Raw genomic sequence first — 21237 nt, 5'->3', positions numbered from 1 at the left:
ATCCTCACGCCGGTATCTGCGCGCGGCCAGCCGCCTCGGTGTACTCCTTGAGCCAGCGCAGCACATCGACCGCCTCCCAGCGACCCGGGTCATAAAGTGCGTACAACAACCCCTGATAACCCACGACATCCAGCTGCCGGTGATAGCCCGCTCGCTGGAACAAGGCTTCGATTTCGGCAAAACAGGTGTTGAAATGCAGCTTGTTGAAGGGCGTTTTCCCCTCCGTCACCAAGCCGTCCAGACGCAGTTCGGCGACGGCTTCGCGTATCACCTCCACCGACATGCGGTTAACGCTGCTTTTCAATTGTTCGACATTGACCACGACTCATCCCTCTCACGCCCGGGTCGGCCTCGCTCAATGCCTGGAATCGGCGACAGCAAGGCAGTAATCCGGATAACTGTATACGCATACAGTATCCGAATCGCGTCGGTTAAGCCAAGGGGATCGCTTCTAAAGTTCGACGGGCGGAACCTGTCCACCCACAAAACCGTTTAACGCAGGAAGGCAACCACTTCGTCGGCACTGAAAGGCCAGCCCAGTTCCGCGCCGGTGTCGACCCGACGCAGCACCGGAATCCGCAGGCTGTAGGCTGAGAACCATGATTCGTCGTCGGCGATGTCCACCAGCTCCACCAGCAGGCCTCGCTCGACAAACTCCATCAACATGGCTTCGGCCACTTCACAGAGATGGCACCCAAGAGTGCCGAACAGCTGACATTCAGGAAGCATGAGCGCTCTACCAAAAAATTGAGTGCTTATTCTAGGCCTGCCCCGAAATGGCGTCGAGCCAATGAGCCCACGGCTAATCCTGGCTGACGGCGCCGATCTTGTGCACCGACAAATCCGCGCCGTAATACTCTTCTTCCTGACTCAGGCGCAGGCCATGCAACGCCTTGATCACGCCATACACCGCGAAGCCACCGGCCAGCGCCACCACCACACCCAGCGCCGTGCCGATCAACTGGCTGACAATGCTCACACCACCCAGCCCACCCATGGCCGTCTGGCCAAAGATACCGCAGGCGATGCCGCCCCAGGCGCCACACAGACCATGCAGCGGCCAGACACCCAACACGTCATCGATGTGCCACTTGCCTTGCGCGGCCGTAAAACACCAGACAAACAGCGCCCCGGCGATGGCACCGGTGACCAGGGCTCCCACTGGATGCATCAGGTCGGAACCGGCACAGATCGCCACCAGGCCCGCCAGCGGCCCATTGTGCAGAAAGCCCGGGTCATTGCGCCCGACGATCAGCGCCGCCATCGTGCCGCCGACCATGGCCATGAGCGAGTTCACCGCAACCAGCCCGCTGACACCCTGCAGGGTCTGCGCACTCATCACGTTGAAGCCGAACCAGCCGACAATGAGGATCCACGAGCCCAACGCCAGGAACGGGATGCTCGACGGTGCGAACGCCACCAGCCGCCCTTCGCGATAACGCCCGTTGCGTGGCCCAAGCAACAGCACCGCTGCCAGCGCCAGCCAACCGCCCATGGCATGGACCACCACGGAACCGGCGAAATCATGGAAGCTGGCGCCAAAACGCTCAAGCAGCCAGGCCTGCAATCCGAAGTTGCCGTTCCAGATCATGCCTTCGAAGAAGGGGTAGATGAACGCCACGATCATCGCAGTCGCGCACAATTGCGGAATAAACCGGGCACGCTCGGCGATGCCACCGGAAATGATCGCCGGGATCGCCGCGGCAAAGGTCAGCAGGAAGAAAAACTTCACCAGGCCATAGCCGTGATCGGCATTGATCACGGCCGCCGGTTGCATAAAAGTGACCCCGTAGGAAATCCAATAGCCTATAAAGAAGTAGGCAAGGGTCGAAACGGCAAAGTCGCTGAGAATCTTCGACAGGGCGTTTACCTGGTTTTTTTGCCGGACCGTCCCGACTTCCAGAAAGGCGAAGCCGGCGTGCATGGCGAGCACCATGACCGCACCGATGAGGATGAACAATGTGTTGGAGCTATGGACCAGCGTGTCCACAGCGCTTTGCAGATTTTCCATGGATTTGGCAGACCTTAAGGCTGAAAAAAGCACCAAAGCAGTTCGCGCGGGCCATCCATGCACCAAGTTGAGACCTTGTCGAAATGAACAGGTCTCTTCCGATGAACCGTTTTGAAGCACAGGGTTCATCAAGGCCATTCACGACCGGGACATTTGCGCGGGTTTTGATTGTTTGAGTTAAGGTTTTACTGGAATCTTGCCCAGCAACAGCGCAACGGTGTGAACCGACGCACCACGACACAGCAAAAGTTGTACCAGTCATTTGTACTGAACCTTCGTACAAGGCTCATACTCGAACGATTCAGACGCCACTTATGGAGATCACCCATGGCCAGCATCAAGGCAAAGACTGCTCAAGAAATCCTGATGAGCGATTTTCAGACACTGGTCAGCGATACCGAACGGTTGCTGGAACACACCGCCTCCCTGGCGGGTGACCAGGCCGATGAATTGCGCGACCAGATCCACGACAGTCTGCTGCGTGCACGGGAAACCCTGAAACTGACCGAAGAATCCCTGCGCGAGCGCGGCAAGGCTGCCGTCACCGCCACCGAGGACTATGTCCAGGCCAATCCATGGCAATCGGTCGGTATTGCCGCGGGTGTGGGTTTCCTGATTGGCCTGCTGGCAACCCGGCGCTGATCATGGCGATCGATGAAATCGGCGCGTCCGAGACGGGCGCAAGTTCCTCATCGCGACGCCTGGGCGCCGCTGTCCTTGGGTTATTGCACAGTCACGTCGAACTGTTCGGCATCGAATTGCAGGAGCAAAAAGCCCGTACTGTAAGCCTGTTGCTGTTTGCAGGCCTGGCGCTGGTGTTCGCGTTATTGCTGTTGGTAGGGCTGTCGACACTGGTGTTGATCCTGTTTTGGGACACCTATCGCCTGCCCGCCATCATCTCGCTCTGCGTGTTCTACACCCTTGCCTGCGTGTTCTGCGGGATCCGTCTGAGAGCGGCCATCTTCGATGAGTCCTCGCCCTTCCATGGCACCCTGGAAGAACTGGCCAATGATCGGGAGCGCCTGTTGCCATGAACCTGCCTGAACTGCCTCGAAACAGCTCGCGCACGGAAATGCGCAAGGCACTGATCCGCCTGCGCATGGAAATGCATCGCCAGGAAATCCGTCACGAATCCGGGCAATTGCTGCAACCCCTGCATCGGCTGCGCGGCATGAGCCAGAACCTGCACGACGGGCTCGGCATCAAGCATGCACCGCTGTGGGGCGTGGCGGCCGTCACCCTGCTGGGCTTCCTGACCGGCAAGGGCACCCGCAGCGGCACGGGCCTGGGCAGCCTGACCCGCCTGATCCGACTGGGCACCACCCTGGGGCCTCTGGTCAAGCTGGTCATGCAAGGCTCTACACGTAAACACTGACCCTGTCAGTTTCTGGCTACATTCTTGCAATACCCACAGGATTGAACCTCCTCATCGAGGGGGTCAATCCTGCGTGCCTACCCGGTGACCAGGCTTTATCCAATAACAAGAACCATCCAAGGAGGCCTTGTGATCGACGGGCAACCGCTCGCCTGCTTTCAGCCGTTCATCGATACCGCCACCGGCCGTATCGCCGGTGTGGAAGCCCTGGGCCGACTGCGCCAAGCCGACGGCCAACTGGCTTCAGTGGGACCGCTGTTCGCCGATCCCCGAACAAACGCCGTTGCGTTGCGTCGCCTGGACCGTCAGCTGCGCGATAACGCGTTGAGCCGTTTGCATGAGGTGCCTGGCGACTGGTTTCTCAGCCTGAATATTTCCCCACGGTGGATCAGCCGCCTGCGTCCGGACCAACCGTTGCCGAGCCTGGGCCAGCTGCAAAAGCATGGTATAGACCCGCAGCGAATCGTTTTCGAAATTACTGAACTGGGCGGTGACATCCAGCGCTTGGCACAAGTGGTGGCGCGTTACCGGCAAGCCGGCGCACGAATCGCCATCGATGATTTCGGCGCCGGCTACTCTCAGCTCGATCGGGTACTGGCGTTGCAACCGGACATCCTCAAACTCGATATGCGCCTGTTCCAGGCGGCGGCGCTGGGCGGGCCCAGTAGCGACGTGGTCAAGGCCCTGGCACAAATGGCGGAAAAAACCGGTTGCTGGATCATTGCCGAAGGCGTGGAAACCGAAGCACAACTGAATTTCGCCCTGGAGTGCGGCTCCCGTTACGTCCAGGGGTTCCTGTTTGCCGGGGCACAGGTGGATTTTTTTGCCGCTGACGCCTTTGTCGAGCGCTTTGCGCACCTGCGTCAGCGCTATGTGCAGCAAAAACTGGCCGAGCGCGGTCGCCTGATGATCATGCGCCAGCAACTGGGCGAGCTGATGGCGATCCTGCAGGCCTGGGCGCAGACTTGCGCCCCCTTGAGCGCCCTGCCACAACTGGACGCCTTTCCCTGGCTGCTGCGTTTCTATCAATGCGACCGTCACGGCACGCAGCTGACGCCCAACATGGAATGGCGCAACAACGGCTGGGTCGCAGACAACCGCTACCTGGGCCATAACTGGTCCTGGCGTCCGTATTTCTATCACCTGCTGGCGCAAGGCTGGGATGAGCCCCTGTTGACCCTTTCCAATACCTATCGCGACGCCACCAGCAATCAGTACTGCCTCACCGCCGGGCAATTTTTCGACAACGGCGAACGCCTGCTGCTCATCGATATCGATGCGGTGGGCCTGTAGTGACACTTGCAGGTACCGTTGCGAACCGGGAAGCTAGTCAATCAGTCACCTGACGGAGCGACCCAGCCTTGGATTGGCCTACCCTGCTTACCCGCGAACGCCTCGGAAAGCCCTTGCACAGCCCGGAAGAACTGGGCCGCAGTCCTTTTCACAAAGACCATGACCGAATCATTTTCTCGGGGGCGTTCCGCCGTCTCGGACGCAAGACTCAAGTTCATCCTGTGCACAGCAACGACCATATCCACACGCGCCTGACCCATTCGCTGGAAGTCAGTTGCGTCGGCCGCTCGCTGGGCATGCGCGTCGGCGAAACCATCCGCAGCGCCCTGCCCGACTGGTGTGAACCCAGTGATCTGGGAATGGTGGTGCAATCGGCCTGCCTGGCCCATGACATTGGCAATCCGCCTTTCGGCCATTCCGGCGAAGACGCGATCCGGCACTGGTTCCAGCAAGCTGCCGGACGAGGCTGGCTGGACGCGATGAATGATGCGCAACGCAATGACTTCCTCAACTTCGAAGGTAACGCCCAGGGCTTTCGGGTACTGACCCAGCTTGAATACCACCAGTTCGACGGCGGCACCCGGCTGACCTATGCCACCTTGGGCACTTACCTGAAGTATCCATGGACCGCCAGGCACGCCGACTCGCTGGGGTACAAGAAACACAAGTTCGGTTGCTACCAGACCGAGCTGCCGCTGCTGGAGCAGATCGCGCTTAAGCTTGGCCTGCCGCAGCTTGAGGAGCAGCGCTGGGCGCGCCATCCGCTGGTGTACCTAATGGAGGCCGCCGATGACATCTGCTATGCGTTGATCGATCTGGAAGACGGCCTGGAAATGGAATTGCTGGAGTACGCCGAAGTCGAGTCGCTGTTACTGGATCTGGTGGGCGACGATCTACCGCAAACCTATCGCCTGCTCGGCCCGCAGGATTCACGCCGGCGCAAACTGGCGATCCTGCGAGGCAAGGCCATCGAGCACCTGACCAATGCCGCAGCCCGCGCCTTTGTCGAGCAACAGGACGCGCTGTTGGCCGGCACCCTGGCTGGCGACCTGGTGGAACACATGCACGGCCCGGCCAAACGCTGCGTGCTCAATGCCAAGGACATGGCGCGACAGAAGATCTTCCAGGACAAGCGCAAGACCCTGCATGAGATCGGCGCCTATACCACCCTGGAAATCCTGCTCAACGCTTTCTGCGGTGCCGCACTGGAGCAACACAACGGTCGAACGCCGTCCTTCAAGAGCCGACGGGTTCTCGACCTGCTGGGCAACAATGCACCCGATCCGAATGGCCCTTTGCACCACTCGTTCCTGCGCATGATCGATTTCATCGCCGGCATGACTGACAGCTACGCCAGTCACATGGCCCTGGAAATGACCGGTCGATCCAGCCACTGACGATGAACGGTTGATCAGCCATTACCCCCTTGGTAATGGCCGATCAGTCCTGAAAATCCAAAAACATTCAACCAATGCTGAATTTGCCTACAGAACATGTCGAGTGCACTGATCGCATGCCCGGTCCTGCCGGGAAACAATCACGCCTATCGGTTCCGAAAGAAGAAGCGTGAACAATATGATCAATGACAATCTGCGCATCATGCTGGTGGAAGACCATCCGTTTCAGCTCAGGGCCACCCAATGCCTGCTTGAGAGTTACGGCTTCACTCAGTTGACCACCTCGGACTGTGCCACAGGCGCATTGCAACACATGGTCAAGGCCGAGCAGCCCTTCGATATTCTGTTATGCGACCAATGCCTGCCCGAAGTTTCCGGGATTGACCTGATAAAAATTGCCAGTCATCGGGGAATGATCAAGCAGGCAATACTTTTAAGCAGCCTGACATCCATTGAATTGATTGAACTTGAAAACCTGGCAATCCTCAAGGGACTGCCATTACTTGGTTACTTGATAAAACCATTGAACCAGTGCGAACTGAGACAGTTATTGACATTGATTCCGCAAACCTGCAATGACTTGTAAAGTCTGCAGTCCAAACATCCCCGCCTCGAGTTTTATAACTAAACCACAACACTAATTGTGGTAACTTCGCCAAAAAAACCGATTGACACGTAAGGCAATTCCTTTTCCCACGTAGGAACATTCCTATATTGCCACGACAGACCCGTCAGTTCATACGTCCACTCAACTATCTGAGCTAAGGTGCGCGCTTTATCTGAGCTCGCATGGGATTTGATTATGAACTCCGTTTTTATTGTCGACGATCACCCAGTCATCCGGCTTGCCGTTCGTATGTTGCTTGAACACGAAGGCTACAAAGTCGTCGGTGAAACCGATAATGGTGTCGATGCCATGCAGATGGTTCGTGAATGCATGCCCGACCTGGTCATTCTCGATATCAGCATTCCCAAACTGGATGGTCTGGAAGTACTTGCCCGTTTCAACGCCATGAGTACGCCTCTGAGAATCCTGGTATTGACCGCTCAAAGTCCCACCCTGTTTGGTATACGCTGCATGCAATCCGGCGCCTCGGGATATGTTTGCAAACAGGAAGACCTGAGTGAGCTGGTAAGTGCCATTAAAGCGGTACTGTCTGGTTACAACTATTTTCCAAGTGAAGCCTTGAACCCTGCCCGGGGTGACGATGCACGCTGCGCCGAACTTGAACTATTCAAGTCAGTCAATGACCGGGAGCTCATGGTATTGCAACTTTTTGCACAAGGTCGCAGTAACAAGGAAATTGCCAAAGGCATGTTCCTGAGTAACAAGACAGTCAGTACTTATAAAAAACGACTCATGCAGAAACTCAAGGCCAAATCCCTGGTTGAACTCATCGAGATGGCAAAACGTAACGCATTGGTGTGAGACACAGAATGCACAGCCGCTTGAAGGACTATCTGCTGATCATGACCACAGGCTTATGCCTGTGCACTTCGTTACACGCTGCGCAGGAGCATGAGCAATACACCTTGCTCAGTCGTTCAGCGCTCCCGCTTGAAGTCCAGCTGGACCCATCACAACGACACTGGATCGAGGGTAAAACCGAACTGATCCTGGGTACCTCGGCACCAGACTACCCCCCCTTCGACCTCACCAGTAGCGGCCATGACTACGAAGGATTTACTGCCGATTACGCGGGCATACTGGGCAAGGCCCTCGGCCTGCCCGTCAAGGTTCAGCGTTTTGCCTCCCGGGGAGCTGCAATCGAAGCGCTCGAAAACGGCGAGGTCGACCTGCTGGGCACCGCCAACGGATTTGAGGCGAGCAATGAGGACATCGCACTTTCCACCCCCTACGCGGTAGATCAACCGGTCCTGGTGACACGTGAAGGCGAAACCCGTCCGCTCAACGATGGCCTGGCCGGTTTGCGACTCAGCATGGTGTATCACTACTTGCCCCTGGAAGAGATCAAGGCCCTCTACCCGAAGGCAATCATCACGTCCTACCCGTCCTACCAGAACGCAATCAATGCGGTTGCCTTCGGCCAGGCAGATGTTTTTCTCGGCGACACCATTTCAACCCATTACATGATCAACAAGGGCTACCTGAACAACATTCACATGGCCAGTTTCGGCAAACACGAAGCCCACGGTTTCAGCTTTGCCGTGCAAAAGAACAATCCACAACTGCTCGACATCATCAATACGACGCTCAAGGCTATCCCCGCCAGCGAACGGGAAAACATCGCCAAACGCTGGAGTGCCGGGAGCGATATCCTGCTTACCGATCAAAAACTGGAGCTCAGTTACAGTGAGGAGCGTTGGCTGGCGCAACATCCGGTGGTCCGGGTGATCGTCAATGAAGCCTATGCGCCGCTGACGTTTTTCGACAGTGCCGGCAACTTCCGCGGGATTGCCGCGGATCTGCTGGAGCTGATCAGATTGCGCACCGGCCTGCGCTTCGACATTCAGCGCAGCCGCAGCGACAGCGACATGATCGAGCGAATCAAGACCGGTCAGGCCGACCTGATCGCCGCACTGCTCCCCAGCGCGCATCGGGATAGCTTGCTGACATTTACCCGCCCGTACCTGCAAAACTCTTACGTCCTGCTGACACGCAAGGCGCACGACAGTCCGACAAACCTTGCACAGCTTCAGGGCAAGAGCCTGGCCATTGCCCGTGGCAATCCCCTGATGGACTACCTGCGCAGCGAATACCCGCAGATCCGGTTGATCAAGACAGCGGACACTTTCAGCGCGGTAGAAATGCTCGCCGAAGGCCGGGTGGAAGGGGCGGTGAATTCGCTGGTGATCGCCAACTACTTCATCGCCTCGCAACTGTTCGAAACCCAATTGCAAATCAGCACCACCCTAGGCACCCAGCAGGCGGCGTTCTCCCTGGCAACCGATCGCGAGGCCAAGGAACTCAATGACATCCTCAATAAGGCACTGTTGAGCATCGCACCGCAGGAACTGGGCGTGATCAACAGTCGTTGGCGCGGCTATTCGGCTTCCTCGCAAAACACCTGGCGCAAATTTCAGCGGGTGTTCTATCAGATCGTCATCGGGGCCGGATTGCTGCTGTTGATCTCCGTGACCTGGAACGCGTACATGCGCCGCCAGATCAATCAACGCAAGGCGGCCGAGCGAGCGTTGAACGATCAATTCGAATTCATGCGCTCATTGGTCAACGGCACGCCTCACCCGATTTATGTGCGCGATCGTCAAGGACTGCTGCAAAGTTGCAATGACAGTTACCTGCAAGCCTTCAACGCAAAACGCGAAGACGTGATCGGCAAGAGCGTGATCCAGGGCACCATGAGCAATGCCTTCGAAGCGCAGGAGTACCAGGCCGATTACCAGCGTGTTGTGGCCGAGGGTACGCCGATGATCCTTGACCGGGCGCTGCACATTGGCGGCCGCCGGTTGACCATCTATCACTGGATTCTCCCTTACCGCGACTCGAGCGGTGAGGTGCAAGGCATCATCGGTGGCTGGATCGACATCAGCGAACGGCGGCAATTGTTCGATGACCTGCGCTGCGCCAAAGAGCGAGCCGATGAAGCCAACCGGGCCAAGAGCACATTCCTGGCAACCATGAGTCATGAAATCCGTACCCCGATGAATGCCGTCATCGGCATGCTCGAACTGACCCTCAAGCGCATCGAACAGCACAATCCGGATCGCCCCGCCATTGATGTGGCGTACCACTCGGCGAAAGACCTGCTGGAACTGATCGGTGACATTCTCGATATCGCCCGCATCGAATCCGGGCACCTGAGCCTGAACCCGGAACGGGTCGATCCGCAGGAAATCGTCGCGTCGGTGGCGCGTATCTTCGACGGGTTGGCCCGGCAGAAGGGGCTCGAGCTGCAACTGGAATTCAACCCGGCCAATCCGGTGATCGACGTGTTGCTCGATCCCCTGCGCTTCAAGCAGGTGTTGTCGAACCTGGTCAGCAATGCCATCAAGTTTACCGAACAGGGTCAGGTGAGGATTATCGTGGCCCTGCACCTGACCAGCGAGCCCAACCAGGTTCAAATGCTGTTGCTGGTCGAAGACAGCGGCCCGGGGATCAGCCATGAGGATCAGCAACGCCTGTTCGAACCTTTCGCCCAAGCCGGTCATACCGGGCAGTCGGCCAGGGGCGGTGCCGGGCTTGGACTGGTGATCAGTCGCAGCCTGTGCGAATTGATGAACGGCAGCCTGCAGTTGAGCAGCCAGTCAGGCGTCGGTACCCGGGTGAGAATTTCGTTGCGACTACCCACGCTGCCCCGCGAATCCAGGGAGCAAATAGCCGAGCCCGCCATCCACTGCGCCACAGTTCCCTTGAATGTGCTGGTGGTCGACGACCATGCGGCCAATCGCCTGCTGATGTGCCAGCAGCTGGAGTTCCTGGGCCATCGATTCAGCGTCGCGGCAGATGGCAAGGCGGGATTGGACGCGTGGAAATCCGACGTATTCGACCTGGTGATCGCCGATTGCAACATGCCGGTCATGAACGGATACGAACTGGCCCAAGCCATTCGTCGAGATGAACAGGACAGGCAACAGCCGCGCTGCACCGTCCTGGGCTTTACCGCCAACGCGCAGCCGGAAGAAATTCAACGCTGCAAGCAAGCCGGTATGGACGACTGTCTATTCAAGCCCTTGTCCCTGGCCGCTTTGAGTCAATGGGTCATGGGAATCAAGGGGATAAAGGAAATCAAGCCCAGCGTCATCACCCCGGCCTTCAGCCTGCAAGGCTTGCATTTACTGACGGGGGGCAATCCGGCGTTGAACCTGCGCCTGCTGACGGAACTGTTGAACAGCAACCGCCTGGATCGACAGGAACTGCTGGCGCTGTCCGAGACACCGGACGACCCGCAGGCATTTCTCGACATTGCCCATAAAATCAAGGGTGCCGCCCGAATCGTTCAGGCCACTCGGTTGATCGACAGCTGCGAGGCGCTCGAAGCCACCTGCCATGAAGGGTTTTCAGCCGAAAACGTCGCCGAATGCTGTGCCGCCGTGGAGCGCGCCCTGCTCGAACTGGAGCAGGCATTACTGCAACAAATCGGACAAAACGACAAAGGCACAATGACCGAGCCTTAACTATGCTTGGACGCGGAGCAGTGTGTTAACCATCACGGAGTGACCTGCATGCCCAGCCCACTGCGCCCGGATCAACGGCAGTTTCCCCTGCACGTTCATATCAGCGTGATGTTCACGTTCCTGCTGTTGCTGACTGGGGTCGTGCTGAGCCTGTTCCATTACCGGCAAACTACCCAGATCATTCTTTCGAGCAGTGAGAAACTGTTCAGTCGAATTGAGCAGGATGTGCGCCTGGACCTGCACGCCACCTATGAGCCGATTCGACACCTGCTAAGCCTGTTGATGCACAACCCCGCAGCCCAGGCCCCCGACCTGCAACAGCGCCTGGCGCTGCTCCAGCCCTTCAGCCAGTCGCTCAAGGACAATCCCGACCTGGCGTCGCTGTACCTGGGGTACGACACCGGTGACTTTTTCATGGTGCGCCCGCTGCGCACGCCGGATCTGAAGGCGCTGCTCAAGGCCCCGGACACCGCGGCCTACCAGGTATGGAGCATCGAGCGAAACAGCAGTGGCCAGGTGCATTCGCAATCGTTGTTTTTCAATCAGGACCTGACGCTGGTCAGCCGTCAGGACAACCTCGACGAAACCTATGATCCGCGTAGCCGTGGCTGGTTTACCAGCGCCAGCCAGGACGTGAACCAGATCACCACTGAGCCCTACGTTTTTTTCTCGACCCACAATGTCGGCACCACCCTGGCGCGACGCAGCGGCGAACATGCCGTGATCGCCGCCGACCTGACCCTGGCCGAGCTCTCGGCCACCTTGGCCAAACACGTGGTGACGCCCGCTACCGAGATTGTGCTGTTCAATGCCCAGGGCAACGCCATCGCTTATCCCGACAGTCGTCGCCTGATCGTTGACGATCAAACCGCCCGCCTGGCCAAGGCCGCCGACCTGAGTCCCGCCCTGGGCGCACTGCTCGACACCCCCCGGCCTGGCAATCGCCTGACCGCCATGGGCAGAAACTGGATCGTTGCCCGCAGCAGCATGCAGGAAGGCGGCCCCCAGGGGCTGCAACTGGCAATGCTGGTACCGGAAGATGAATTACTCGTCGACGCCTACCGCATGCGCTGGCAAAGTGCGCTGATTACCCTGGCAACCCTGCTGTTGTGCGTGCCAATTGGATGGCTGACTTCCAGGATCCTGGTCAAGCCCCTGCGCGCCCTGGTGCAGGAGGCGGACGCCATTCGCAGTTTCAATTTCAACTTTCCGGCCGCGCGCCGCTCACCGGTGCTCGAGGTCGACCAACTGAGCGTGTCAATGACACGCATGAAAGACACACTGGCAAGCTTCTTCCAGATCACTGACAGCCTGAGCGCCGAGACCCGATTTGCCCCCTTGCTGGAGCGGGTGCTGTTTGAAACGGTGAGGATTGGCCAGGCCCAGGCCGGCCTGATCTACCTGCGTGAAGGGGACGGCGATCTGATGGAACCCCAGGGCCTGGTGATCAACGACACGGCACAAACCCTGTCTTCATTCGACCTTGGCGCCCACGGGTTTCAGGACGCCCGCAGCCCCGCTTGGCTGCAGCAGCTGTCGAGGGCCGATAACGTCGTCACTCACCTGGGCTTCGAGCAGGCGGGGGATCTGCAGAAAGTCCTGCTGGCCATGGCTTGTCCCCGGGTTCACCTGATCGGCATCCGTTTGCACAATCGCCACAACGAAACCGTCGGCCTGCTGGTGTTTCTGCTGGCCGACAGCGGCAACCAGAGCGACCTGGACAAACTGCGTCCCGACCGCATCGCGTTCCTCCAGGCGGTGTCCGGTGCGGCCGCCGTGAGTATCGAAAGCCAGCGCCTGCAAGACCGGCAAAAACAGCTGCTGGACGCCTTCATCAAACTGCTGGCCGGCGCGATCGATGCCAAGAGCCCCTACACCGGTGGCCATTGCCAGCGAGTCCCGGCCCTGACGCTGATGCTCGCCCAGGCCGCGGCCGCCAGCCAGGACCCGGCCTTTCGCAGCTATCAGCCCACGGACGATGAGTGGGAGGCGCTGCACATCGCCGCCTGGCTGCATGACTGTGGCAAGGTGACGACCCCGGAATACGTGGTCGACAAAGCCACTAAACTGGAAACCCTGAACGACCGCATCCACGAAATACGCACCCGCTTCGAAGTGCTCAAGCGCGACGCCTGGATCGACTATTGGCAGGCCATTGCCCAAGGAGGCGACGAGCAATCGCTGGCGCCACAGCGAGAGGCCACCCTGACGGCCCTCGATGACGATTTTGCCTTCATCGCTCGCTGCAACCTTGGCGGCGAGGCCATGGCCGAAGCCGACCTGCAGCGCCTGGGCAGCATCGCCCAGCGAACCTGGACACGCACCCTGGATGACCGGCTGGGTGTTTCCTGGGAAGAAAACCAGCGCCAGGCGCGCACGCCGGCACCGACCCTGCCAGTGCGCGAGACATTGCTGGCGGACCGGCCCGAGCATCTGCTGGAACGCCCCGAAGCCGAATTGATTGCCGAAGACAATCCCTGGGGTTTCAAGCTCGATGTGCCGCGCTACAAGTACAACCGCGGCGAGCTCTACAACCTGAGCATCACCCGGGGCACCCTGACCCGGGAGGAGCGCTACATCATCAACCACCACATGGTGCAGACGATCCTGATGCTCAACCACCTGCCCTTCCCCGAGCACCTGCGCAACGTCGCGGAGATTGCCGGCGGCCACCACGAAAAAATGGACGGCAGCGGTTATCCGAAGCGCTTGAAGCGCGAGCAGATGAGCCTGCCGGCGCGGATGATGGCGATAGCCGATATCTTCGAGGCGTTGACCGCCGCCGACCGCCCCTACAAGAAAGCCAAGACCCTGAGCGAAGCGCTGGGCATCATGGCCAACATGTGCCGGGACGCCCACATCGACCCGGAGTTGTTCGGGCTGTTCATCAACGCGCAGATCTATCTGCAGTACGCCCGGCGTTTCCTCGACCCACGGCAGGTCGATGCGGTGGATACCTCAAGCCTGCTGATCAAGGCAGGCTTGAAGGGTTGATCAGCAGTCGGTCAGGCGCAGGAAAATAGCCGCCAGTTGCTCGATACCGGCCTGATCCTGCTCGGTGAAACGCGCCAGGTGCGGGCTGTCGAGGTCGAGCACGCCGATCAACCGACCGTCCTTGACCAGAGGCACCACCAGTTCGCTGTTCGACGCGCTGTCGCAGGCGATATGCCCGGCAAACGCGTGCACGTCTTCGACCCGCTGGGTCTGCAAGGTCGCCGCCGCCGTGCCGCACACGCCCCGACCGAACGGAATGCGCACGCAGGCGATCTGCCCCTGAAACGGCCCCAGCACCAGCTCTTCGTTACGATTGATGTAGAATCCGGCCCAGTTCAAGCCCTCGAGCTGATTGAACAGGAACGCCGAGAACTGCGCGGCGTTGGCAATGAAGTCGCGCTCGTCCGCCAGCAGGGATTCCAGCTGCGCGTGCAGCATGCCGTAGCCCTCGAGGCCCTGGCCGCTGTTTTGTAAATCGATCATGCCTTGTGCTCCAACAGTTTTAGCCCCACCCAATAGCGGGCAAATTGATACGCGCAACGTCCGTTGCGATTGCCCCGCCCCGTGGCCCAGCGCACCGCGAGGATGTCCAGCTCTTCGCTGCGTTGCCACGCCAGGCCGGCCTTGTCGGCCAACTGGCCGATCCAGTGTTCGACCACGTCGAGGAAATGCTCCTGGGTGAACGGATAGAACGACAGCCACAGGCCGAAACGGTCCGACAGGGCGATCTTGTCTTCCACCGCCTCGCTGGGGTGCAATTCGCCGTCGACGCGCTTCCAGTTTTCGTTATCGCTTTCCTTTTCCGGCACCAGGTGGCGACGGTTGGAGGTGGCGTACAGCAACACGTTGTCCGGTGCCTGTTCGAGCGAACCGTCGAGAACGCTTTTGAGCACGCGATAATCGCCCTCGCCCGACTCGAACGACAGGTCATCGCAGAACAGCACGAAACGCTGCGGTAGCTTGGCGATCTGCTCGACCACCCGCGGCAAGTCCGCCAGGTGATCACGCTCGATTTCGATCAGGCGCAGCCCGGCCTCGGCGTGCTCGGCCAGCAAGGCGCGCACCAGCGACGATTTGCCGGTGCCGCGCGAACCCCAGAGCAGCGCATGGTTGGCCGGCATGCCATCGAGGAACTGGCGGGTATTACGCCCCAGTTGTTCCACTTGGCGGTCTACGCCGATCAGGTCGCTCAGGCGCATGTCCAGGCTGACCTGCAGCGGCAGCAGGAAACCACTGCGTCCCTCGCGCTGCCAGCGCGCAGCCAGGCAATGGTTCCAGTCGATGGCTTGCCGAGGGGTGGGCAGCAGCGGCTCGATACGGGCCAGAACGGCATCGGCACGTTCAAGAAAAGCATTCAATCGGGAATCCACGTCTTCTCCTCGGGCACGTTCACAGTAATGATGGCGATACAGACACGACATAAAGCGTTCGATGAACGGTCAACCGCCCTGCAGCAGGGCTCACGGGAACACCCTGCATGATCGACTATGCTTGAGCAGCGAAGGAATACGGAAGTGATTCAACACCCCATGGATATCAAGTTCACCAACCGCCTGTCCTACAAACAAGCGCGGCTAACCGTGCTGGTCGGTTTCGTCCTGGGTATGCTGCTCAGCGTGCTGCAAATAGGCATCGATTATGCCAGTGAAGACGCCTCCATCAATCGGGAAATACTGTCTTTGCTCGAAATCAGCCACAACCCCGCCTCACGCATCGCCTACAACATCGACGCCGAACTCGCCCAGGAACTGACCCTGGGCCTGCTGCGCTCGCCCGCGATCATCGGTGCGAAACTGACCGACAACAACGGCAATATCCTGGCCAACGTCAAGCGTCCCGGCCTGCAAAGCGGCTATCGGGTATTGAGTGACCTGCTGTTCGGCGCCAATCGGCAGTTCGAAGACCGCCTGTACCTGGATCATTTGCCCAGCGAATCCCTGGGCACGCTGCAACTGGACGTCGACACCTACTCCTTCGGCTACCGCTTCCTGCGGCGGGCCGAGGTCACCCTGATCAATGGGTTCGCCCGCAGCCTGCTGCTGAGCGGCATCCTGCTGGCGCTGTTCTACGTGATGCTGACCAAGCCGTTGGTGCGGGTCATCCGCGAACTCAGTGGCCGCGATCCGCGCAGCGCGGAACCGACATCGCTGGAGTGTCCGGCGGGCCACGCCAACGATGAAATCGGTGTGCTGGTGAAGGTCGCCAACCAGCAATTCGAAAACATCGCCACCGAAATCCAGCAGCGCCGCAACGCCGAAAATCGCCTGACCGACTATCTTGCCCAGCTGGAAAACATCGTTTCGGCGCGCACGATGGAACTCAAGGCCATCAATGCCCGGCTTAGCCAATCCAATCAAGAGCTGGAAGTCGCTCGCAGCACCGCCCTGGACATGGCCGAAGCGCGCTCGGTGTTCCTGGCCAACATGAGCCACGAAATTCGCACGCCCCTCAATGGCCTGCTGGGCATGATCGCGCTATCGCTGGACGGCCCTCTGAGCGCCGAGCAACAGCAACAGCTGGCCATCGCCCATGACTCGGGCAAAGTCCTGGTGGAATTGCTCAACGATATTCTTGACCTGTCTAAATTCGATGCCGGCCAGCTGGAACTCGAACACATTCCCTTCGACCTCGGCTCGCTGGTAGAAGACACCGCCAACCTGCTGTCGCAGAACGCCGCGCCGAGTGTCGAGCTGACCTGCCTGATCGATCCGGACTTTCCCGCGTTGGTGCTCGGCGATCCGACACGGGTCCGCCAGATCGTCAGCAACCTGTTGTCCAATGCGCTCAAGTTCACCCGTTTCGGTCGGGTCGATGTTCGTCTGTCTACCTACCAGGACGGCGTCAAAATCGAAGTCTGCGACACGGGCATCGGCATCCCTCGGGAGGCTCAGGTCAAGATCTTCCAGCCCTTCACCCAGGCAGGAGCGGGGATCACCCGACAATTTGGCGGTACCGGGTTGGGCCTGGCCCTGACCTACAACCTGTGCGAAGCCATGCAAGGTCGCCTCACTATCAGTTCTGAAGCGGGTTTCGGCAGCCAGTTCTGCGCGCAACTGCCGCTGCCCAGTCATACCCGGACACTGGCCCCGGCGCCCCTGCAGGGCAAGGTCGTTGCAATTACCGCCGCCGGCAGCGGTTTGGCGGAGCTGTTGGGCAGCGTGTTGCCCGGTTGGGGGATTGAATATCAGCAGCGCTCGATGGATGACTCGTTGCTCGGCCTGGACCCCGATGTACTGATCACCGATTGCCCCGAATGCCTGTTCAACCTGCGCCCCACCTTGAGCGCGCCGATCCTGCTGGTGACCGCCTACGGCAACTTCATGCCCAGCGAACAAGCCACTGCCCTAGCGCCCCTGCAGCAGCAGGCACGCCCCCTGGCACGCAATGCGCTGCACCAGGCCTTGCGGCGAATCCTGCAGGCGCAATCCGACACGCCCAACGATACCCGGGTCGATGCGCTCGTCCCGCAACGACGGGCGCGGGTGCTGCTGGTCGAGGACAACCCGGTCAACCAACTGGTGGCCAAGGGCATGTTGGGTAAACTCGGCTGCGACGTGGTCGTCGCCGCGCACGGTGCCGAGGCGCTGGATCAATTGGAGAGCCACGATTTCGATCTGGTGCTGATGGACTGCAACATGCCAGTCATGGACGGCTATGAAGCCAGTCGGCAAATCCGTCGCAGTGGACGCTGGCCGCAGCTGCCCATCGTCGCCCTGACCGCCAACGCCATGTCTGAAGAGCGCGAACGCTGCCGTGCGGCGGGCATGAGCGACTACCTGGCCAAGCCTTTCCGTCGGGAAGAGCTGGCCGCCCTGCTGGACGTGTGGATACCGGCTACGACAGCGCCTTGATCTGCACCAACAAGTGATCGAGGCCGTCACGCAGCTCATTCAGACGATCCAGATCCACGCCGCTGTCGCACAACAGGCGAGCCTTGAGCGGGCCGACCTGTTCACGCAGCGCCATGCCATTGGATGACAGGCTCAGGTGCACCTCCCGCTCATCGCGCGCCGAGCGCTGGCGCTGAACCAGTTGCAATTGCTCAAGACGCTTGAGCAACGGCGTCAGCGTGCCGGAATCCAGCGCCAGGCGTTCGCCCAGTGCCTTGACCGTGGGTTGCTCCGGGGCTGTTTCCTGCCATTCCCACAACACCAGCATCGCCAGGTACTGCGGATAAGTCAGGCCCAGTTGATCGAGCATCGGCTTATAGGCCCGAATCACCGCGCGGGACGCGGCGTACAGCTTGAAGCAGAGCTGGCTGTCGAGGTTCAGCGATTCGACGGACAAGGTGTTCATTTAAGCAGGGCTTCAATCTCGCGACTCAGGTCCTGCGGCTTGGTCGCCGGAGCAAAGCGCTTGACCAACTGGCCATCCTTGCCGATCAGGAACTTGGTGAAGTTCCACTTGATACCCTGGGAACCGAGCACACCCGGTGCACGCTTTTTCAGCTGAACAAACAATGGATGGGCGCCGTCGCCATTGACTTCGATTTTTTTGAACAGCGGAAAACTGACTCCGTAGTTCAGCTCGCAGAATTCGCTGATCGCCCCTTCGTTGCCCGGCTCCTGCTTGCCGAACTGATTGCAGGGAAAACCCAGCACCACCAGGCCCTGGTCCTTATAGGTCTGCCACAGCTCTTCGAGGCCTTTGTATTGCGGAGTGAAGCCGCATTTGCTGGCGGTGTTGACCACCAGCACGGCCTTGCCGGCGTAATCCGCCAGGGTCTTCTGCTCGCCCTTGATGGTGGTGCAAGGGATGCTGAGGAGGTTGTCGCTCATGATTGGGTGCTCGAGGAGGGGGTGATGGGACAAACATAGCGAGCAATTGAATTGTGTGCAATTTAATTAATCGAGCACCGAACCTGTAGGAGCCGGCTTGCTGGAGATTGGCGCACCGCGGTTTGTCATATCCACCGCTATCGCCAGCACGCCGGCTCCTGCAGAGATCGGGCTGATCTTATTCGCGTGGTACCAGGTCCAGACACACGGAGTTGATGCAATAGCGCAACCCGGTAGGCGGCGGGCCATCGGGGAACACGTGGCCCAAATGCGCGTCACATTTGGCGCAGACCACTTCGGTGCGGATCATGCCGTGACTGACATCACGGATTTCGACCAAGGCGCTGTCGCCGATCGGCGTGTAGAAACTTGGCCAGCCGCAGCCGGAATCAAACTTGGTCCTGGAGTCGAACAACGGCTCGTTGCAGCAGATGCAATGATAGACACCATCGGTCTTGGTGCCGTTGTACTTGCCGGAAAACGGGCGCTCGGTACCCTTGAGGCGGCAAACGTTGTACTGCTCGGGATCGAGCATGGCCTTCCATTCTTCCAGGGTTTTCTGCAACTTTTCCATCATCACACCTCAGCAGCTGAAAAAGCCCGATCTGTACCTTTTCCACGGATCGGGCGGCACGTATGATTGCGCCTCGTCAAACGCCAGTCTGGCAGCCAGACCACGCGCATTCAAACGGATTTATGGGTGCTGCCTCTCAAGGCGCCAGGCCTGTGTGATAACGCAGGTTTCCCAGCACGGTTGTTCACACGCCGCCTGGATCGTTCATTTTCGGGAACACATCGCCATGCAGGTCAGCAAATCGAACAAGCTCGCCAACGTCTGCTATGACATTCGCGGCCCAGTGCTCAAGCACGCCAAACGCCTGGAAGAGGAAGGCCATCGCATCCTCAAGCTGAACATCGGCAACCCGGCGCCCTTTGGTTTCGAAGCGCCGGACGAAATCCTCCAGGACGTGATCCGCAACCTGCCGACTGCCCAGGGCTACAGCGACTCCAAAGGGCTCTTCAGCGCGCGCAAGGCCGTCATGCAGTACTACCAGCAAAAGCAGGTGGAAGGTGTCGGCATCGAGGACATCTACCTGGGCAACGGCGTTTCCGAGCTGATCGTGATGTCGATGCAGGCCCTGCTCAACAATGGCGATGAAGTGCTGGTGCCGGCTCCCGACTATCCATTGTGGACCGCCGCAGTCAGTCTGTCGGGCGGTAACCCGGTGCATTACCTGTGCGACGAGCAGGCCAACTGGTGGCCGGACCTGGCCGACATCAAGGCCAAGATCACCCCGAACACCAAGGCGCTGGTCATCATCAACCCGAACAACCCGACCGGGGCGGTGTATTCGAAGGAAGTGCTGCTGGGCATGCTCGAACTGGCCCGCCAGCACAATCTGGTGGTGTTTTCCGACGAGATCTACGACAAGATCCTGTACGACGATGCCGTGCATATCTGCACCGCCTCCCTGGCGCCAGACTTGCTGTGCCTGACCTTCAACGGCCTGTCCAAGTCCTATCGCGTGGCTGGATTCCGTTCCGGCTGGATCGCCATTTCCGGACCGAAACACCACGCCCAGAGCTACATCGAAGGCATCGACATGCTGGCCAACATGCGCCTGTGCGCCAACGTGCCGAGCCAGCACGCGATCCAGACCGCACTGGGGGGCTATCAGAGCATTAACGACCTGGTGCTGCCGCAAGGTCGCCTGCTGGAACAGCGCAACCGCACCTGGGAACTGCTCAATGACATTCCCGGGGTGAGCTGCGTCAAGCCTATGGGCGCGCTGTATGCCTTCCCGCGAATCGACCCGAAGGTCTGCCCTATCCACAACGACGAAAAATTCGTCCTCGACCTGCTGCTCTCCGAGAAGCTGCTGGTGGTGCAAGGCACAGCCTTCAACTGGCCATGGCCTGACCACTTCCGCGTCGTGACCCTGCCGCGGGTCGATGACCTGGACATGGCCATCGGACGCATCGGCAATTTCCTCAAATCCTATCGCCAGTAGGCGGCCGTTCACCGTGCAATGTCAGAAACGTTGCACGGTGATTCATTCTGCAACACATGTTTGTACCCTACCCAAGAGTGCTGTCCAGATGCCTGCACAATGATGCGTTGCCTGGTCCCGTCGAGTAATCGCGGGCACTCAGCCACCGGTGGCGTGTTGAACACTTCGCCGTCGCACCTCGGAAATGCCCTGCAAACAGCTAAGCTTTTGCTGTAGGACACAGTTTGAAATAGTCACTCGGTTGAATACCCCGGTGCAGCACCTTATATACCCCGCAGTA

The 21237-nt window shown here is 59.4% G+C and carries 19 protein-coding genes; 11 read left to right on the top strand and 8 right to left on the bottom strand.

What is annotated here, in order from left to right; all coding sequences use genetic code 11:
* Positions 1-4: 4 nt before the first annotated feature.
* From NQL71_RS19425 to NQL71_RS19415, 3 genes are all read right to left on the bottom strand, one after another.
* Positions 5-322: a transcriptional regulator gene (locus NQL71_RS19425; RefSeq protein ID WP_046816107.1), complete on the bottom strand. Its 318-nt coding sequence runs from the start codon at positions 320-322 to the stop codon at positions 5-7.
* Between the two features lie 170 nt (positions 323-492).
* Positions 493-729 carry a glutaredoxin family protein gene (locus NQL71_RS19420; protein WP_046816106.1) on the bottom strand — a complete coding sequence of 79 codons (237 nt, stop codon included), beginning with the start codon at positions 727-729 and terminating at the stop codon, positions 493-495.
* 73 nt (positions 730-802) lie between these two features.
* Positions 803-2011 carry an ammonium transporter gene (locus NQL71_RS19415; protein ID WP_077185545.1) on the bottom strand — a complete coding sequence of 403 codons (1209 nt, stop codon included), beginning with the start codon at positions 2009-2011 and terminating at the stop codon, positions 803-805.
* 327 nt (positions 2012-2338) lie between these two features.
* On the opposite strand from NQL71_RS19415, the gene NQL71_RS19410 reads away from it, so the two are divergent.
* The 9 genes from NQL71_RS19410 to NQL71_RS19370 all read left to right on the top strand — a co-directional run bounded on the left by NQL71_RS19410 (position 2339) and on the right by NQL71_RS19370 (position 14167).
* Positions 2339-2653 carry an ElaB/YgaM/YqjD family protein gene (locus NQL71_RS19410; RefSeq protein WP_046816104.1) on the top strand — a complete coding sequence of 105 codons (315 nt, stop codon included), beginning with the start codon at positions 2339-2341 and terminating at the stop codon, positions 2651-2653.
* Positions 2654-2655: 2 nt separating this feature from the next.
* Complete coding sequence (locus NQL71_RS19405; RefSeq protein WP_046816103.1) at positions 2656-3045, top strand: phage holin family protein; 390 nt, start codon at positions 2656-2658, stop codon at positions 3043-3045.
* Positions 3042-3386 carry a hypothetical protein gene (locus NQL71_RS19400; RefSeq protein WP_248686160.1) on the top strand — a complete coding sequence of 115 codons (345 nt, stop codon included), beginning with the start codon at positions 3042-3044 and terminating at the stop codon, positions 3384-3386. Before NQL71_RS19405 ends, NQL71_RS19400 begins: the two co-directional genes overlap by 4 nt.
* Positions 3387-3515: 129 nt before the next feature.
* Complete coding sequence (locus tag NQL71_RS19395) at positions 3516-4679, top strand: EAL domain-containing protein (RefSeq protein ID WP_046816101.1); 1164 nt, start codon at positions 3516-3518, stop codon at positions 4677-4679.
* A gap of 68 nt (positions 4680-4747) precedes the next feature.
* A complete protein-coding gene (locus NQL71_RS19390; RefSeq protein WP_077185543.1) occupies positions 4748-6076 on the top strand; it encodes a deoxyguanosinetriphosphate triphosphohydrolase in 1329 nt (442 codons plus the stop codon).
* Positions 6077-6254: 178 nt separating this feature from the next.
* Entirely contained in the window at positions 6255-6662 is a 408-nt protein-coding gene (locus NQL71_RS19385; RefSeq protein ID WP_046816099.1) for a response regulator, read from the top strand.
* Positions 6663-6878: 216 nt separating this feature from the next.
* Positions 6879-7505, top strand: a complete 627-nt coding sequence (locus tag NQL71_RS19380) for a response regulator transcription factor (RefSeq protein WP_046816098.1) — start codon at positions 6879-6881, stop codon at positions 7503-7505.
* A gap of 8 nt (positions 7506-7513) precedes the next feature.
* On the top strand, positions 7514-11173 hold the full coding sequence (locus NQL71_RS19375; protein WP_274643116.1) for a transporter substrate-binding domain-containing protein: 3660 nt from the start codon (positions 7514-7516) through the stop codon (positions 11171-11173).
* A gap of 48 nt (positions 11174-11221) precedes the next feature.
* The gene (locus NQL71_RS19370) at positions 11222-14167 is read left to right on the top strand and encodes an HD domain-containing phosphohydrolase (protein ID WP_274643115.1); all 2946 of its coding nucleotides are present in this window, start codon (positions 11222-11224) and stop codon (positions 14165-14167) included.
* Here NQL71_RS19370 and msrC read toward each other — a convergent pair whose 3' ends face one another.
* Positions 14168-14650: a free L-methionine (R)-S-oxide reductase MsrC gene (msrC, locus tag NQL71_RS19365; RefSeq protein ID WP_077185679.1), complete on the bottom strand. Its 483-nt coding sequence runs from the start codon at positions 14648-14650 to the stop codon at positions 14168-14170.
* Positions 14647-15537 carry an ATP-binding protein gene (locus NQL71_RS19360; RefSeq protein ID WP_046816094.1) on the bottom strand — a complete coding sequence of 297 codons (891 nt, stop codon included), beginning with the start codon at positions 15535-15537 and terminating at the stop codon, positions 14647-14649. Before NQL71_RS19360 ends, msrC begins: the two co-directional genes overlap by 4 nt.
* A gap of 117 nt (positions 15538-15654) precedes the next feature.
* On the opposite strand from NQL71_RS19360, the gene NQL71_RS19355 reads away from it, so the two are divergent.
* Positions 15655-18018 (top strand): hybrid sensor histidine kinase/response regulator, encoded by a 2364-nt coding sequence (locus NQL71_RS19355; protein ID WP_248686162.1) that lies wholly within the window; start codon positions 15655-15657, stop codon positions 18016-18018.
* Here the strand turns inward: NQL71_RS19355 and NQL71_RS19350 are convergent.
* The 3 genes from NQL71_RS19350 to msrB all read right to left on the bottom strand — a co-directional run bounded on the left by NQL71_RS19350 (position 18002) and on the right by msrB (position 19519).
* The gene (locus tag NQL71_RS19350; RefSeq protein WP_046816092.1) at positions 18002-18463 is read right to left on the bottom strand and encodes a MarR family winged helix-turn-helix transcriptional regulator; all 462 of its coding nucleotides are present in this window, start codon (positions 18461-18463) and stop codon (positions 18002-18004) included. The two genes, NQL71_RS19355 and NQL71_RS19350, sit on opposite strands and share 17 nt — an antisense overlap.
* A complete protein-coding gene (locus NQL71_RS19345) occupies positions 18460-18945 on the bottom strand; it encodes a glutathione peroxidase (protein ID WP_046816091.1) in 486 nt (161 codons plus the stop codon). Before NQL71_RS19345 ends, NQL71_RS19350 begins: the two co-directional genes overlap by 4 nt.
* A gap of 178 nt (positions 18946-19123) precedes the next feature.
* A complete protein-coding gene (gene msrB, locus NQL71_RS19340; protein WP_077185754.1) occupies positions 19124-19519 on the bottom strand; it encodes a peptide-methionine (R)-S-oxide reductase MsrB in 396 nt (131 codons plus the stop codon).
* 226 nt (positions 19520-19745) lie between these two features.
* On the opposite strand from msrB, the gene NQL71_RS19335 reads away from it, so the two are divergent.
* Positions 19746-20957, top strand: a complete 1212-nt coding sequence (locus tag NQL71_RS19335; RefSeq protein WP_008030363.1) for a pyridoxal phosphate-dependent aminotransferase — start codon at positions 19746-19748, stop codon at positions 20955-20957.
* Positions 20958-21237 lie beyond the last annotated feature (280 nt).

The sequence above is a fragment of the Pseudomonas serbica genome, assembly GCF_028823535.1.
GTDB lineage: Bacteria > Pseudomonadota > Gammaproteobacteria > Pseudomonadales > Pseudomonadaceae > Aquipseudomonas > Aquipseudomonas serbica.
This window is presented reverse-complemented; position numbering and strand designations above follow the sequence as displayed.

What these genes read in the sequence shown, in the direction of transcription:
- msrC (WP_077185679.1), bottom strand. Translation starts at nt 14,650, where the DNA reads ATGATCGATTTACAAAACAGCGGCCAGGGCCTCGAGGGCTACGGCATG.
- NQL71_RS19335 (WP_008030363.1), top strand. Translation starts at nt 19,746, where the DNA reads ATGCAGGTCAGCAAATCGAACAAGCTCGCCAACGTCTGCTATGACATT.
- NQL71_RS19370 (WP_274643115.1), top strand. Translation starts at nt 11,222, where the DNA reads ATGCCCAGCCCACTGCGCCCGGATCAACGGCAGTTTCCCCTGCACGTT.
- NQL71_RS19350 (WP_046816092.1), bottom strand. Translation starts at nt 18,463, where the DNA reads ATGAACACCTTGTCCGTCGAATCGCTGAACCTCGACAGCCAGCTCTGC.
- NQL71_RS19385 (WP_046816099.1), top strand. Translation starts at nt 6,255, where the DNA reads ATGATCAATGACAATCTGCGCATCATGCTGGTGGAAGACCATCCGTTT.
- NQL71_RS19405 (WP_046816103.1), top strand. Translation starts at nt 2,656, where the DNA reads ATGGCGATCGATGAAATCGGCGCGTCCGAGACGGGCGCAAGTTCCTCA.
- NQL71_RS19355 (WP_248686162.1), top strand. Translation starts at nt 15,655, where the DNA reads ATGCTTGAGCAGCGAAGGAATACGGAAGTGATTCAACACCCCATGGAT.
- NQL71_RS19400 (WP_248686160.1), top strand. Translation starts at nt 3,042, where the DNA reads ATGAACCTGCCTGAACTGCCTCGAAACAGCTCGCGCACGGAAATGCGC.
- NQL71_RS19420 (WP_046816106.1), bottom strand. Translation starts at nt 729, where the DNA reads ATGCTTCCTGAATGTCAGCTGTTCGGCACTCTTGGGTGCCATCTCTGT.
- NQL71_RS19345 (WP_046816091.1), bottom strand. Translation starts at nt 18,945, where the DNA reads ATGAGCGACAACCTCCTCAGCATCCCTTGCACCACCATCAAGGGCGAG.
- NQL71_RS19380 (WP_046816098.1), top strand. Translation starts at nt 6,879, where the DNA reads ATGAACTCCGTTTTTATTGTCGACGATCACCCAGTCATCCGGCTTGCC.
- msrB (WP_077185754.1), bottom strand. Translation starts at nt 19,519, where the DNA reads ATGGAAAAGTTGCAGAAAACCCTGGAAGAATGGAAGGCCATGCTCGAT.
- NQL71_RS19415 (WP_077185545.1), bottom strand. Translation starts at nt 2,011, where the DNA reads ATGGAAAATCTGCAAAGCGCTGTGGACACGCTGGTCCATAGCTCCAAC.
- NQL71_RS19410 (WP_046816104.1), top strand. Translation starts at nt 2,339, where the DNA reads ATGGCCAGCATCAAGGCAAAGACTGCTCAAGAAATCCTGATGAGCGAT.
- NQL71_RS19375 (WP_274643116.1), top strand. Translation starts at nt 7,514, where the DNA reads ATGCACAGCCGCTTGAAGGACTATCTGCTGATCATGACCACAGGCTTA.